At 65.3% G+C, this 13,389-nt stretch carries 13 protein-coding genes (1 of these 13 running past the window's edge); 8 read left to right on the forward strand and 5 right to left on the reverse strand.

Annotated elements, in window-relative coordinates; all coding sequences use genetic code 11:
• A protein-coding gene (locus I6L38_RS15475; protein ID WP_043172101.1) for a ribonuclease crosses the window boundary here: on the reverse strand, window positions 1-395 show its 5' portion. 253 nt of this gene lie to the left of the window's left edge; 395 of the gene's 648 nt are visible here — the first part of the coding sequence; the start codon lies at window positions 393-395; its stop codon lies beyond the left edge, outside the window.
• A gap of 230 nt (window positions 396-625) precedes the next feature.
• Here I6L38_RS15475 and I6L38_RS15480 point away from each other — a divergent pair, with 230 nt between their 5' ends.
• Window positions 626-1,186, forward strand: a complete 561-nt coding sequence (locus tag I6L38_RS15480; RefSeq protein WP_005309014.1) for a carbonic anhydrase — start codon at window positions 626-628, stop codon at window positions 1,184-1,186.
• Window positions 1,187-1,331: 145 nt separating this feature from the next.
• Complete coding sequence (locus I6L38_RS15485; protein WP_019839880.1) at window positions 1,332-1,625, forward strand: hypothetical protein; 294 nt, start codon at window positions 1,332-1,334, stop codon at window positions 1,623-1,625.
• 69 nt (window positions 1,626-1,694) lie between these two features.
• Here I6L38_RS15485 and I6L38_RS15490 read toward each other — a convergent pair whose 3' ends face one another.
• Window positions 1,695-4,745, reverse strand: coding sequence for a cytochrome c peroxidase (locus I6L38_RS15490; protein ID WP_043172100.1), 3,051 nt, complete (start codon window positions 4,743-4,745; stop codon window positions 1,695-1,697).
• Window positions 4,746-4,938: 193 nt separating this feature from the next.
• Window positions 4,939-5,847, reverse strand: coding sequence for an S-adenosyl-l-methionine hydroxide adenosyltransferase family protein (locus I6L38_RS15495; protein ID WP_017783810.1), 909 nt, complete (start codon window positions 5,845-5,847; stop codon window positions 4,939-4,941).
• 170 nt (window positions 5,848-6,017) lie between these two features.
• Between I6L38_RS15495 and I6L38_RS15500 the strand changes: the two genes are divergently transcribed.
• Window positions 6,018-6,473 (forward strand): hypothetical protein, encoded by a 456-nt coding sequence (locus tag I6L38_RS15500; protein ID WP_019839883.1) that lies wholly within the window; start codon window positions 6,018-6,020, stop codon window positions 6,471-6,473.
• Window positions 6,474-6,583: 110 nt separating this feature from the next.
• Here I6L38_RS15500 and I6L38_RS15505 read toward each other — a convergent pair whose 3' ends face one another.
• Window positions 6,584-7,816, reverse strand: a complete 1,233-nt coding sequence (locus I6L38_RS15505; protein ID WP_216988686.1) for an MFS transporter — start codon at window positions 7,814-7,816, stop codon at window positions 6,584-6,586.
• Window positions 7,817-8,035: 219 nt separating this feature from the next.
• On the opposite strand from I6L38_RS15505, the gene I6L38_RS15510 reads away from it, so the two are divergent.
• The 5 genes from I6L38_RS15510 (at window position 8,036) to I6L38_RS15530 (ending at window position 11,882) form a co-directional block, all read left to right on the forward strand.
• On the forward strand, window positions 8,036-8,905 hold the full coding sequence (locus tag I6L38_RS15510; protein WP_017764057.1) for a LysR family transcriptional regulator: 870 nt from the start codon (window positions 8,036-8,038) through the stop codon (window positions 8,903-8,905).
• Between the two features lie 102 nt (window positions 8,906-9,007).
• Window positions 9,008-10,255, forward strand: coding sequence for a DEAD/DEAH box helicase (locus I6L38_RS15515; protein ID WP_216988687.1), 1,248 nt, complete (start codon window positions 9,008-9,010; stop codon window positions 10,253-10,255).
• A 126-nt stretch (window positions 10,256-10,381) separates the two neighbouring features.
• The gene (locus tag I6L38_RS15520; RefSeq protein WP_216988688.1) at window positions 10,382-10,816 is read left to right on the forward strand and encodes a GNAT family N-acetyltransferase; all 435 of its coding nucleotides are present in this window, start codon (window positions 10,382-10,384) and stop codon (window positions 10,814-10,816) included.
• Window positions 10,813-11,454, forward strand: a complete 642-nt coding sequence (locus I6L38_RS15525) for an FMN-dependent NADH-azoreductase (RefSeq protein WP_216988689.1) — start codon at window positions 10,813-10,815, stop codon at window positions 11,452-11,454. Before I6L38_RS15520 ends, I6L38_RS15525 begins: the two co-directional genes overlap by 4 nt.
• Window positions 11,451-11,882: a carboxymuconolactone decarboxylase family protein gene (locus I6L38_RS15530; RefSeq protein ID WP_216988690.1), complete on the forward strand. Its 432-nt coding sequence runs from the start codon at window positions 11,451-11,453 to the stop codon at window positions 11,880-11,882. The genes I6L38_RS15525 and I6L38_RS15530 overlap by 4 nt, the downstream gene beginning before the upstream one ends.
• 60 nt (window positions 11,883-11,942) lie before the next feature.
• Here the strand turns inward: I6L38_RS15530 and I6L38_RS15535 are convergent, their stop codons facing one another.
• Entirely contained in the window at window positions 11,943-13,235 is a 1,293-nt protein-coding gene (locus I6L38_RS15535) for a lipopolysaccharide biosynthesis protein (protein ID WP_216988691.1), read from the reverse strand.
• Window positions 13,236-13,389: the final 154 nt, after the last annotated feature.

A 13,389-nucleotide genomic window follows, 5' to 3' on the forward strand; every position in this document is an offset into this window, starting at 1 on the left:
GCCGGGATCTTCACCTTCTGGCGCAGGTCGCTGGCCAGCTGATGAAAATCGCGCTGGCTCAGGCCCGAACAGGTGCCGTGCTTCTCCCACTCATGGCGATAGAGAAAGCGGCTGGGATAGAGGCCGGCAAATTGCTGCTCCATCGCAGGATCCAGCCGCTCGCGGGTACAGCTGCTCGGGTAGCCGCGCTGGTACTGGGGCCAGAGCCCGTGTAGCACGAATCCCAGCTGGCGGGAACATTGGTCCCGGTCGGCCGGCTTGATGGCGCAGTGCTCTGGTGACCAGGAGAGCGCCATGGCGTAATAATCAAACGCGCCGGCCTCCCCTTTGGCCTGAACGGCAGAGGAGAACCAGGGGGCCAGCAGCATGCCGAGCAGCACAACAATCTTCTTCATCTTGGATATCCAGGGTTATGCAAATAGTGTCGAGCGGGCCGTTTCGCCCTCGGGAACGGCCATGCTCCCATATTTTGCCCAAAGGGAACACCCTGCCGGGGCGCCGGCCAATGTCGGGGTCAGACCAGTAAAGGGTTTCCCCTCCCGGCACCGAGGCGTAAGCTGACTCTCCGGCGGGCCCGCACGTCCGGCCTGTTTCCCGTCCGCTTTCCTCTTCAACAGGATGTAACATGATCCGCAAGAATCCCTCCGGCCATCTGCCGGTCATCGACGAGTCAGCCTATATCGACAAGACAGCCATCATCTGTGGCAAGGTGATCATCAAGGAGAACGTGTTTGTCGGCCCCTATGCGGTGATCCGCGCCGACGAGGTGGATGCCAGCGGCGACATGGAGCCCATCGTCATCGGCGCCAACTCCAACATTCAGGACGGGGTCGTCATCCACTCCAAGTCCGGCGCGGCGGTTACCATCGGCGAGTACACCTCCATCGCCCACCGCAGCATAGTCCACGGCCCGTGCGAAGTGGGTAACCGGGTGTTCATCGGCTTCAACAGCGTGCTCTTCAACTGCCACATCGGTGACGGCGCCGTGGTGCGTCACAACTCGGTGGTGGACGGCTGCGATCTGCCGCCGGAGTTCTACGTCCCCTCCACCACCCGCATCAACCAGCAGAGCGATCTGGACCATATCCCTCGAGTCTCGGTGGATGCCGCCGAGTTCTCCGAGGACGTGGCCCACACCAACATCGATCTGGTCAAGGGGTACAAGGCGCTCTCCAACGAGTTCTGAGTCCCGCGGTTGACAGGATCCACAACGGGCGCCAAGGCGCCCGTTGTCATGACTGTAAAGAGGGTGAAAAGGGAGCGTAAAAGCCGTTGAGATAGCGGTCCGCCTGGCGTTTGATGGGCCATCTTCCCTGTATGGAGTCATCCCCATGTCACGTTACCCCCTCGCACTCACCCTGCTGCTTGCCAGCCTGTCGGCCCAGGCCTGCGAACTGCCAGCCCCGCCAGCCGGTCGTCCCGACACGCGCCCGCCGGCGTTACCCGCCTCCCTCTATCACGCCAGCAAGCTGGGCCAGGATCCTCAGGCCACCGCCCAGGCGCTGTTCAAGAACATTCCGCCGGCCGAAGCCGACAAACGCTATGAGGTGGTGGTAAGCGTGCGCGAGCTGCCACCCCAGCCCATCCGGCTTCAACCCGCAGCCGCACCACTCAAGGGGCAGTAAGGCTCACCGCAGAACCGGCCATGAAAAGGGCGCCGCAGCGCCCTTGTCGAGATCATGACTCGAGTTCCTCTAACGTGCCCGCACGCAGGCGACGCCGTGAGCCTCTTGCGGCAGATCCGTGATGAGCTCGCCGCTGCCCGGATCGAGCAGAGGGGCCTCCCCGTCGTCGTTGGGGGCATCGCTGCTCCAGAGCCGGCTGTAGAGCGGCCAGCCCTGCTCCGTCAGCAGCTTCATCTCCTCACCGACCTGATGATAGGCGGCAAACAGCGCCGTCAGCTCCCTGGCCGCCGGCAGGCGCCAATCATCGTGGCCACGCGCCACCAGCTGCTGGCAGTAGTCGCGAGCCCGCTCCTGGCTCATCACCACGTAGTCGTGGGGGAAGGGGTTGTAATCCCCATCCTCATCCCTGGCACTGCCGTCGTACGCCAGCGCCAGCCGGTCCGCTTCCGCGCGAGTCAGGGGGCAGACGAAGATCAGCTCGCCCGCCACCAGCTCGGGATGACGGCAACCCTGGCTGAAATCGGGCTGGGCATCCACCACCTGCACCGCCAGTTCCAGCATCCGCTCGCCCGTGCTCACCTGCACCCGGGCCGGCCCCACCGCCAGAGCGCGCAGCACTCCATCGCCGTCGACGCTGACCCGCTCCGGCGTCATGCTGCGCCACTGCAAGGGGCCCTGCGCCGGATTGCGCGTGCCATCGCTCAGCCGCAGTTCGGCCTGCAGAGCCAGCGCCTGGCCCACTTCCAGCCGGGGGGCTGCCGGCGTCACCTGCAGATCGATCACGATGGCAGACACCGGCGCCTCGTCAGCCACCCCGCTCAATCCGAGCTCGGCGACCGTGGCCGGAGTGCGCCTCGGCTCGGCAGACACGCTACGCAGGAACTCACCGATGGCATCCAGCTCGTCGTTGGAGAGACCGAGCGCATGCAGGTGATCGGAGGCTTGCGGGAAGAAGGGATCGTACTGCGCAACCCCGGTCGGGAAGCCCACCCCGCTGCTCCACTTGGTCACCCCGAAGTTGTACATGGCCACCACCCCCTGCACGGAACTGCCGATACGCTGCGCCAGGATGGGGAAGACCCCGTTGTGCATATAAGGTGCGGTAAATGCCACATCCCGCAGGCTGGGGGTCTTGAAGCGCCCCATGTCTGCCTTTTGGCGGGTGTGCAGGAAACGGCCACGGTCTTCCAGATTGCGACCATAGTAGGCCAGCCCCACGCTCTCGAACCGGTACTGGCTCAGCAACGGCCCGGAGTGGCAGTTCATGCAACGGCCATCGGTGCGATAGAGGTGCATCCCCCACAGCGCCTTGTCGCTTAGGGCCTGCCCGTCGCCTTGGACGAAGCGCTCGAAGTCGCTGTCGCGGCTGATGATGGTGCGCTCGAAGGTGGCGATCGCCTTGGCGATCCGCTCCAGGCTGATCCCCTCGTCACCGAACGCCGTGGCAAAGGCCGCCGGGTAGTCGCGGCTGGCCCGCAGACGCGCCAGCAGTTCGTCGTGATCCAGCGCCATCTCCACCGGATTCTGGATGGGGTGCAGCGACTGCTCTTCAAGGGAACCGACCCGGCCATCCCAGAACTGGCTGCTGCTGAAAGCACTGTTGAGGATGGAGGGAGCGTTGCGGGTCCCCTTCTGCCCCTGATGGCCCACCGAGACGCTCAGCCCGTCGCTCCACCCCTTTTGCGGATCGTGGCAGCTGGCACAGCTGATGTCTTGCGCCCGGGAGAGCCGCTTGTCGAAGAACAGTTGTTGGCCCAGCACCACCTTGGCCCGGCTGTAAGGGTTGTCGGCCGGGAAGGGGACCGCCGGCAGCGGCCCCAGCTCCTGCCACTCGACCCCCTCATCGACCCTGGCGGCCGGCCATTGGGTGGCAGGGCCGGCATACTGGGCGCGCAGGGCGGCCATGTCGGGCATGCTGTCGTCACGGATGACCGAAGGGCGTACCGGATAGGGCGCCAGCGCATACCAGAGCACGCTGCCCTCCCCCTCCTCGAGCCAGCTGCCCGTGGCGGGTTGGTAAAGAGCGGGGCGGCCGGCGCCGTCCTGCAGCCAGATCCGGGTCGGCACTGCCAGAGCAAAGGTGTGGGGGTAGCGCCAACTCTGCTTGTCCGCCGCCAGCAGCCGTTCAAATTCGGCCAGGCCAGGCAGTCGCCAGTCACCGCGTCCGCAGCCGGTCGGCACCACTCCCAGCCCGGCACGGCTGCTCTGCGGCAAGATGCTGCTGCCGCTGGCGTGCAACCAGTACTGACTGCCCTTGACCCCGGCGGGGCTGCGCACATCGTGCAGGCAACGCCAGTCAGTGCCGCTCGTCAGCCGGCCCTGCTCATCAAGGCGCAGCAGCTCGGCCGTCTCCGGCTCGTCGGGCTGGCTGGGTTGGGCGGGATAGAGCAGCTGCCTCGCCGCCTCGATGGGGCTGCTGTTGCTGCGCCGATACCAGCTACGCTCCCCCTGATCGGCACGCAGGGCCAGCAGCATCTGCCAGCTGTCCGGATAGTTGAGCTCGGCCCCCGGCTGGCGCTGGGCCAGCAACAGGGCTGCATAGTCCTGGATGAGTGTTTGCTGTTGCAGACGGATCTCTGCCAGTTGCCCCCACTCGCTCTGATCGAGGGTGCCGTCTCCATTGCGGTCGGCCAGCAGGAACAGCGCCGTCTCCTCTTCATCCAGTCGCAAGGAAGGTGCGTCAGCGCGGCGGGCCGACAGTGCCGTGGCACCGAGATCGGCCACCCGGGCCGTCGCGGCGCGCAGAATATAACTGCCGTCGCTCCCCACCAGCTCCAGCGGCTGATCCAGCAGCAAACCGGCCGGCAGCGTCATGACCAAGGAGCTCTCCTGCCCCAGCTCCCCACTTACCACAATGCCGGTAGCGGCCTGGCGCAGCAGCAGGGTGGCCCCCTGCCCCAGACGGGTCGTCACATCGAGCCGCACGGTCAACTCGCTGCGGGTATGGGTCGGTACCGGCTCCACCGGCGGCTCTGTGGGTGGCGTCACCACCGGAGGTTCTACCGGCGGCTCTACCACGGGCGGCGTCACCACCGGCACAGAGGGAACGGGCGCCTGGCTATGGTTGTCATTGCAGGCGGTCAGGATCAGCAGGCTGACCAGTAAGAGGCTGGTTTTCATCGTGCAAAGGGTGAGTGGTCTGAGGAGTCGGCGATTATCCAGCCAAATGACAATCATTATCAATATCACCTTGCAAATATGTGTTTTGACAACAACCATCCTGCCTCGGGCGCCATGACAAGAGGGCAGGCATCCATCGATGCCTGCCCTCTTTATCTCCGTGTACCGGTCACCCGGCAACTTCAGCTCGCGATCAGGAGCACTTCTTCAGGCTGATATGCCAGTTGGCGCCGGATTGCACCTGATGTTGGGCGGCGAAGCTGTCCATGTTCAGTGCCACCGATACCTGCAGCAGGCTGTTGAGGTAGACCAGCGGCTGGCCTTCCGGCACATCGCCAAAGCTGCTGACATAGGGGGCCTTGCCCTCGTATTTCAGTGCATCCCCTTCGCTGATCTTGATGCAGGCGTTGTCGCCCTTGTTGATCCCCGCCTTGGTCAGCAGGCTGTCGTCGATGTTGGTCCAGACGTTGCCGTACTGCACGTCCAGGATCGGAATGGTGCCCTTGAGGGTGCCATCCTGCTCGGCCACCGCAGGCTGATAGGGGATCTTCACCACCTCGGCCGGCAGCTTGGGCCCTACCTGCTCATAGCTGATGGCTCCGGAGGCGAGGCGGGCGCCGGTGTAGGCGTAGACGTCGCGGCCGTGGAAGGTGTAGGACTTCTCGGAGCCCTTGAGGCGGTTGGTCTTCTCGTCGATCTGGCGCACGGTATCGATGCCGAAGTGCTCCGCCACCAGAGTCAGGGTGCCGTTGTCCGGGCTGACGATGTAGTGGCCGCTCTTGGTCTTGAGCACCACCGACTTGCGATCGGTACCGACCCCCGGATCCACCACGCTGACGAACACTGTCCCCTTGGGCCAGTACTGCAGGGTCTGATAGAGGCGGTAGGAGGCTTCCCAGATGTTGTAGGCCGGGATCTCGTGGGTCAGGTCATAGAGCGGCAGGGTGCGATCCACTCCGAAGGCGACCCCCTTCATGGCCGAGACGGCACCATCCTTGAGACCAAAGTCGGTCTGGATCACCAGCGCCTCGTTGGCGGTGGCAAGGCCGCTGGCCAGCAACAGGGCGAGCGCAAGCGCACGGGGGGCGGTACGAATATCCATATCTGAACTCCTGAAGGTAACGACAAAATAACCATCTAGACATCCAGAATGCCATCACAACCACATATTGCAAGCCGTATTCCCCGGATGGGGGGTGCCGAAAGCCCTCGCCAGCCGGTCGCGGCGGGTGTATGGATAAGGCAGAGTCGCGACCGCTACAAGGAGACCCCATGACCCGCAACCAGACCGCCATCCTGCTCAGCCTGGGGGAGCACAGCAGCCAGCTGCAGCTGACCCGGGCCGACGGCACCCGCTTCACCCGCGACTTGGGCTTCGGCCTCGAGGCCATGACGCCGGGCCCGTTTCGCCGGGATCCACCGAGCGCGCTGGAGCTGGAGCAGGCCATCATGGTGGTGGAGGACGTGCTGATGCCGCTGGCTGCCGAGGTGCCGCCCCATGAAGTGGTGACCCTGCAGGCGCCGCTGCCGCTGGCCGAGGCGCTCGGCAGTCGTGAACTGAGCCGGGAGAGTCTGGAGCAGCTGTTCGGTCAGTTTGCCGCCATGGTGGAAGGTGACCCGCTGGCCGCAGCCAACTTGCCCAAAACCCGGCGCTTTGCCGCTGCCCTCTTGATCCTGCGCGAATGGATGCACCATCTGTCGGCCGAGCGGGTAGTGCTGGCCGACTGAATCACACTAGCCTGCCCAAGACCCGGCGCTTTGCCGCCGCCCTCTTGATCCTGCGCGAATGGATGCACCATCTGTCAGCCGAGCGGGTGTTGCTGGCCGACTGAGTCACGCTAGCCGGCAGCCGGCTCGAAGCGGGTGCGCCAGGCCGCCCAGGCCAGCCCCAGGCTGATCAGCACGCTGCCGACGGTGAGCAGATCCACCGCCGCCTGCACGCCGGCACCATCGCTGACCCAGCCCAGCAACACAGGCACCCAGTTCGCCACATAGGCGATCACGTAGAAGAGCGACACCAGCCGGGCGTGGCTGGCAGCCGGCGCGATGCGGTTGACCAGGGTCGCACTGCCGACGAACACCGCACCCTGGGCGTAACCGGCCACCAGCAAACCGACCACCGCCAGCCACCACGACTGGGCATGCACGGCGCCAGCAAACAGCAGCATGCAGATCGCCAGCGCCAGGGCGCCGCTTTGCAGGGTGTGACGGGCATCGAGCCGACGGGCCCAGAGCTGGCAAAGGCCGGAGAGCACCATGTAGGCCGCGATGAGATAGCTGAACAGACCCAGATCCCGCAGCCCCAGCAGCTGGCTCGCCACCTTGGGGCCGATGGCCAGCAGGCTGGCCGCCACCGCCCAGGCGGTAAACAGCGCCAGTGCACAAATAAAGAAAGCCGCCCCGGTGGCCTTGAGCCCCTCCCCCAGCGATCCCCTGCCCTGCTGCGTTGTCGCAGCAGGCGCCCCTTGCGCGCTGGCGGGCCAGCTCAATGCCACCCCCGCCATGGCGCAGGCCGCCAGCCCCATGATGAGCAGGAAGGGCAGTTGGGTCGGATAGCACTCCAGCTGCAGCGCCAACCCGCTGAACACCGGGCCGAGTGCCAGCCCGGCGGTGAAGGAGAGGGTCGCGCTGAGGGCGGCCCGCTTGCCGCCATCGCGCGGGCCAAAGCGCAGCAGAGCCACGTTGGCGGCGCCGGTCAGGGCGCCGGTGCCGATCCCGGCCAGCACCCGCGCCAGCAATAGCGACCAGAAGGAGTCCGCGAGGGAGAACAGCAGGGCGCCCCCCAGTACCGCCAGCAGGGCCGGCAGGATCATGGCGCGCAGGTCGCTCACCCTGCCCGCCAGATTGCCCACCCCGAACAGGGAGATCAGCACCCCGCCCGCATAGCCGCCATAGATGAGGGTTAGGCTCACATCGCTCAGGGCCAGCGCCTGCTGATAGTGGGGATAGAGGGGGGTGGGCACGCTGCTGTTGAGCAGCGCCGACATCAGCGCCAGCGGCAGAAACAGCAGGATGGCGCGATGGGAGGTAGCCGCCGCAGAGGGGGCGGCGGCACAGAGAGATGATGACATGCAAGGCTCCGATGAGGGCGGGCAAGACCGCTGACGAGAGACGCCATGATAGCGCCCGCCGCCGCCCCTCGACAGCGACACAAATGCATCAGCCTGCTTCAATAATGCATGTCAGTGGCATCTATCTGCATGTCGACAAGGGCACTCTCGCCTTGTGCTCCCGCCGGCGCTGGCTTCTAATGAGCAAGCTCCAACAGGGGCTGACAAACGGGAGGCTCGATGATCAACTGGGACGACGCGCGGTTTTTTCTGGCACTGGCACGGCAGGGCACCCTGCGCGGCGCCGCCGGCGTACTGGGGGTCGATCAGGCCACCGTGGGGCGCCGCATCACGGCGTTGGAGCAGAACCTCGGCTCCAAACTCTTTATCCGCACCCCCAAGCTCTATGATCTCAGCCCCCTCGGCGAGGCCATGCTGGCGGATGCCAGCGCCATGGAGCAGGCCATCAAGGCCATCGAACGCAAGGCGAGCGCCGGCGATCAGAGCCTGTGTGGCGAGGTGCGCATCGCCACCACCGACACCCTGGCCCAGGCCTTCGTTTTGCCCGCCCTCACCCTGCTGCGCGAGCGCCATCCCGGCATCCGACTCAGCCTGCAGACCGCGGTCAGCGTCAGCGACATCGCCTACCGGGAGGCCGATCTCGCCATCCGCGGGCTGCGCCCGGACAACGACGAGCTGGTGATCAAGCGCCTAACCACCATAGAGATGGGGCTCTACGCCTCCCGCGACTATCTGGCCCGCCACGGCACGCCCAAGAGCGGCCACGCTCTCAGCCAGCATGCCCTGCTGCTGTTTGCCAGGGAGCTGGTCTCCCGCCACTGGCACAGTCTGTGCGGGGAGCCGCTGCACGAACCCAACGTGGTGCTGCAGTGCAATGCCCAGCTGCTGTTGCTGGCGGCCGCTCGTCAGGGGCTCGGCATCGCCCTGCTCTCCACCTTTCTGGCGGACAAGGAGCCGGAACTGGTGCGCGTGCTGCCCACCCTGTGCGATCCGGTCGACATCTGGCTGGTGCTCCACCCCGACTTACAAAAAGCCAGCCGGGTGCGCGCCGTGGTGGACGCACTGGAAGAGGTGTTTCACTGCCGCTGAGCCGGCGGCGCCTTCTGCCCGCGGCCCCGCATCTGTTACCATGCCGGCCATCAAGACTGTTTCCAGCGCGGCGTGGCCGCGCCCATCCCGACGGGTACCCTTATGTCCATTGCCTCCTTCGCCGACCTGGCGCTCTCCCCCCGCCTGCAGCAGACCCTGACCGAGCTTGGCTACGCCGTGCCGACCCCGGTGCAGGCCGGCGCCATCCCGGTCATCCTGGCGGGGCGCGATCTGATGGCGGGTGCCCAGACCGGCACCGGCAAGACCGCCGCCTTCGTGCTGCCGCTGCTGGAGCAGTTGCTGCAACACCCGACGAGCGATGCCCCCCGCCCCATCCGCGCCCTGGTGCTGGTGCCGACCCGCGAGCTGGCGGTGCAGGTACATGAGAGCGTCACGCGCTACGCCAAGGGTACCAACCTCACCAGCACGCTGGTCTACGGCGGGGTGAGTATCGCGGCGCAGGTGGAGGCATTGAAAAACGGCGTGGATATCCTGATCGCTACCCCGGGCCGGCTGCTCGACCATCTGCGCCAGGGGGCCTTAAGTCTGGCGGCGCTGCGCCATCTGGTGTTTGACGAGGCGGATCGCATGCTTGACATGGGCTTTATGGACGAGATAAAGGCGCTGTTGAAACAGATCCCGGCGGATCGCCAGACCCTGCTCTTTTCGGCCACCTGCGACGACAACCTGTTTGCCTTGAGCAAGGTGCTGCTGCGCGACCCGGCACTGATTGAAGTGGCACCGCGCAACACCACGGCAGCCGAGGTGGAGCAGCGGGTCTATACGGTGGACAGCGATCGCAAGCTGGCGCTGGTCGAACACATGCTCACAGTGAAGGGCTGGGCGCCAGCGCTGATCTTCAGCCGCACCCGCCAGGGGGCCGACAAGCTGGCCCAGCAGCTCGGCAAGGCGGGTATCAATGCGCTGGCCTTCCACGGTGATCTGTCACAAGGCGCGCGGGAGAAGGTGCTGCTGGAGTTTCGCGCCGGCACCCTGCAGGCACTGGTGGCCACCGATGTGGCGGCCCGCGGCCTCGACATCACGGATCTCAACTACGTGATCAATATGGAGTTCCCGTTTGTGGCGGAGGATTACGTGCATCGCATCGGCCGTACCGGCCGCGCCGGCAACAAGGGGCTCGCCATCACACTGTTCAGCCCGGAAGATGCGCAGCTCTTGGAGAAGGTGGAGGCGGTGCTGGACACCCGCCTGCCCCAGCAGTGGTTCCCGGGCTTTGAGCCGGATCTCACCCGCTTCGACCCCGAGCCACGCCGCAGCAGCAAGGCGGCCCAGAAGCAGCGCGCCAGAAAGCAGGCGCTCGCTGGCAACAAGAGCAAGGCCCGCCGCTGATCCGGTGAGGGAGCCCAGGCTCCCTCCGCACGGCCACATGGCCTACTCATTTACACCGTTTTTGGCCCTGTGACCGGGTCCATGACGGGCATACAGTGCCTCATCACCCCAGCATGGACACCAGATGTGGCACACACTCTCCACCCCCTCGACGACGAAGCGGCCTTTGCCGCCAGCTTCGCCCTGATGCAGCAGCTGCGCCCCCACCTCAGCAGCCCGGAGCGCTATGTGGCGCAGCTCACCAGGCAGGCACAACAAGGCTATCGCCTGCTGGCCGCGCGGGACGCCGAACGCATCGTCGGCCTGGCCGGCTATCGCCTGCAGGAGAACCTCATCTACGGGCGCTTTGTCTATATCGACGACCTCGTCGTCAGTCCCGACCTGCAGCGCAGCGGCCTGGGGGCGCAGCTCCTGGACGCCGTGCGCGCCGAAGCCCTGCGGCTGGGGTGCGATCACCTGGTGCTCGATACCGGCCTGCACAATGCGCTGGCCCAGCGCTTCTACTTTCGCTGCGGGTTGCTCTCCCGCGGGATGCACTTTTGCGAGGATCTGCGCCCATGAACCAGGTACTGCTGATCAACGCCAGCGCCCAGGGAACTGCCTCTCACGCCAACCGGTTGGCGCTGGATTTGGTGGCCTGTCTGCGACAAGCGCACCCGGCCCTCGCGCTGGTCGAACGCCCTGTTGGCACTGACACCCTGCCGGCCCTGAGCCAGGCCTATGTACAGGCGCTGACCACGGCCACCCCCTTTGACGCCCCCGAGCTGGCCCTCTCCGAGACGCTGATCCGGGAGCTGGAGCAGAGCGATGCCCTGCTCATCGCCACCCCGCTGCACAACTTCACCCTGCCGGCCGCCCTCAAGCTGTGGATTGACTATGTGCTGCGCATCCATCGCACCTTCCAGTCGAGTGCCGAGGGCAAGCTGGGGCTGCTGGCCGACCGTCCCGTCTACGTCCTGGTGGGATCGGGCGGCTTTCATCAGGGCCCGCGAGCCGGGCAACCCGATTTTCTGACCCCCTACCTGTGCCACGCGCTCAACACCCTGGGGCTGTTCAACATCCATTTCTTCTATCTGCAGGGGCTGGTATTCGGTGACGAGGCGGTGCGCCAGACCATCGACACCAACCGCGCGCTGCTGGCGCAGCAGCCCCTGTTTAGCCGGCTTGCCGATCCACACCACCTTGGAGTACTGCCATGACTCAGCCAAGACTTCCCTTTTCCACCCTGTCAGCCGAGGCCTATCAAGGGCTGCGCGCCACCAGCGACGCCCTGGCCGCAGGCCCCCTCGGCGCCCCCTTGCTGGAGCTGGTCTATCTGCGCATCTCGCAGATCAACGGCTGCGCCTTCTGCCTAAGCAAGCACGCCAAGACGCTGCGCGAGTGCGAGGTGTCGCAGCAGAAACTCGATTGTCTGGCGGGATGGCGGGTCAGCGACCTGTTCAGCGAACGCGAACGCGCCGCCCTGGCCTGGGCCGAGACGCTCACTTATGTCCATGATGCAGGCGCACCGGACGAGCGCTACGCACCGCTCAAGGCCCACTTTTCCGATCGCGAGATCTCGGACCTGACCCTGGCGGCCGCCCTGATGAATGCCTTCAACCGGCTGGCCGTTGGCATGCTGCTGTAACCCGCAGCGCGACCCAATAAAAAACGCCCAAGCGGGCGTTTTTTATTGGCTGGCCGGCGGCTACCCGTGGCTGGCCAGCACGAGCGGCAGGGCCCGCAGGATGCGCTGCTCGGCCAGGGTGGAGAGCACGAACATCACCAGATAACCGAGGCCCAGCGCCACGATAATGGCCACCACGTTGGTGGTGAAGCGGGCCACCAGGTAGTAGGCCGCCACCAGCGCCACTATGCCCACCGCGCGGATCAGCAGACTCTGGGTGAAGTGGCCGTGGGCCTTGATGTAGGCAAGCTGGTAGCCATTGAGCATCATGAAGATGAAGAAGAGGGAGAAGTGCAGCAGCACCGGCACGGCCCCCAGATAGTCGGCCGGGAACAGCAGCGACACCAGCGGCTTGCCCGCCAGCAGCATCACCAGGAAGAAGACCAGGCTGACGATGGCGCTGAGGCGGAAGATCCAGCGCCGGATCAGCCGGATCTGACGGTGATCGCCGCTGCGCAGATTGACCGCCAGCTCAGGCAGCACGAAGCGGTAGATGGGGAAGACGAACAGCAACGTCATATAGGTGAAGATGGGGCGCACCACCACCTGAAAATCCCCCAGCTCGTCGAGGCTGAAGTGGCGGATGGTGAGCAGTACCGTGATGTAAATCATCAGGATGCTGGCCCCCGCCTCGAGGGATGCGGTAAAGCTCTTCTTCACATAGCTGCGCATCTCGGGGCCAAGCTCAACTTTGGCCAGCGGCCGGGTGGCGATGGCCCTACGCCGGTGCAGATACATGTAGCCGGCGATGGCGAGCGAGGAGAAGGTCAGCCCGTAGAAGAGCGAAGGGAGCGCTTCCATCCCGAGCCCGAAATAGCAGGCCATAAACAGCAGGCCATTGGCCAGCGGCTCCAGCCAGGTGACCCGGTTGGAGATCCCGTACATCCGGTACATGGCCACCAGATTGGTGAAGTAGACCTTGAGCCCCAGCCCGAAGATGACCCCCACCAGTTGCAGATATTCAGCCCGGATATGGAGCCCGTGCTTGATGTAGGGGATCACCAGCCCCCAGGTGAGCAGCACCATGCCGATGAGGAAGTAGCGGAAGATATTGATGATGTCCCGATCGTTTTTGGTCTGGGAGTAGCTCACCACCATGGAGGAGCGAAAGCCGGTCATCAGGATCAAGGAGAGGGAGATCAAATCCACCACGCTGTTGAACAGCGCCAGATCCCCCTTGGCCACCCACTGCGCCAGCCACACCTTGAAGACGAAGCCGATGACGATGCTGGCAAGGGACGCCCACATGCCGGTGATGAAAGCCTGCTTGAGGCGGCCAAGTGAATCGGGTTGTTCGTCTTGAATTGCGTGCATCACGAAAGGCCCGCTAACTGCGTGAAGAGAGGCCTATCTTATGAAAGGGGGCCGCCCTTGAACAGCCCGAAACAGGGTGCAAGGGCGCCTCCCCTGCCAGCAACGCCCGGCCAGGCGTCTCTTTTATCGTGCATCCAGCGCGTCATCCGGCTGC

It is taken from the genome of Aeromonas sp. FDAARGOS 1408, from assembly GCF_019048665.1.
Taxonomy (GTDB): domain Bacteria; phylum Pseudomonadota; class Gammaproteobacteria; order Enterobacterales; family Aeromonadaceae; genus Aeromonas; species Aeromonas dhakensis.

Excerpts from the sequence above, each read along its gene's own strand:
- I6L38_RS15495 (WP_017783810.1), bottom strand. The coding sequence starts at position 5,847 with ATGGATATTCGTACCGCCCCCCGTGCGCTTGCGCTCGCCCTGTTGCTG.
- I6L38_RS15490 (WP_043172100.1), bottom strand. The coding sequence starts at position 4,745 with ATGAAAACCAGCCTCTTACTGGTCAGCCTGCTGATCCTGACCGCCTGC.
- I6L38_RS15505 (WP_216988686.1), bottom strand. The coding sequence starts at position 7,816 with ATGTCATCATCTCTCTGTGCCGCCGCCCCCTCTGCGGCGGCTACCTCC.
- I6L38_RS15480 (WP_005309014.1), top strand. The coding sequence starts at position 626 with ATGATCCGCAAGAATCCCTCCGGCCATCTGCCGGTCATCGACGAGTCA.
- I6L38_RS15500 (WP_019839883.1), top strand. The coding sequence starts at position 6,018 with ATGACCCGCAACCAGACCGCCATCCTGCTCAGCCTGGGGGAGCACAGC.
- I6L38_RS15535 (WP_216988691.1), bottom strand. The coding sequence starts at position 13,235 with ATGCACGCAATTCAAGACGAACAACCCGATTCACTTGGCCGCCTCAAG.
- I6L38_RS15515 (WP_216988687.1), top strand. The coding sequence starts at position 9,008 with ATGTCCATTGCCTCCTTCGCCGACCTGGCGCTCTCCCCCCGCCTGCAG.
- I6L38_RS15530 (WP_216988690.1), top strand. The coding sequence starts at position 11,451 with ATGACTCAGCCAAGACTTCCCTTTTCCACCCTGTCAGCCGAGGCCTAT.
- I6L38_RS15485 (WP_019839880.1), top strand. The coding sequence starts at position 1,332 with ATGTCACGTTACCCCCTCGCACTCACCCTGCTGCTTGCCAGCCTGTCG.
- I6L38_RS15510 (WP_017764057.1), top strand. The coding sequence starts at position 8,036 with ATGATCAACTGGGACGACGCGCGGTTTTTTCTGGCACTGGCACGGCAG.
- I6L38_RS15525 (WP_216988689.1), top strand. The coding sequence starts at position 10,813 with ATGAACCAGGTACTGCTGATCAACGCCAGCGCCCAGGGAACTGCCTCT.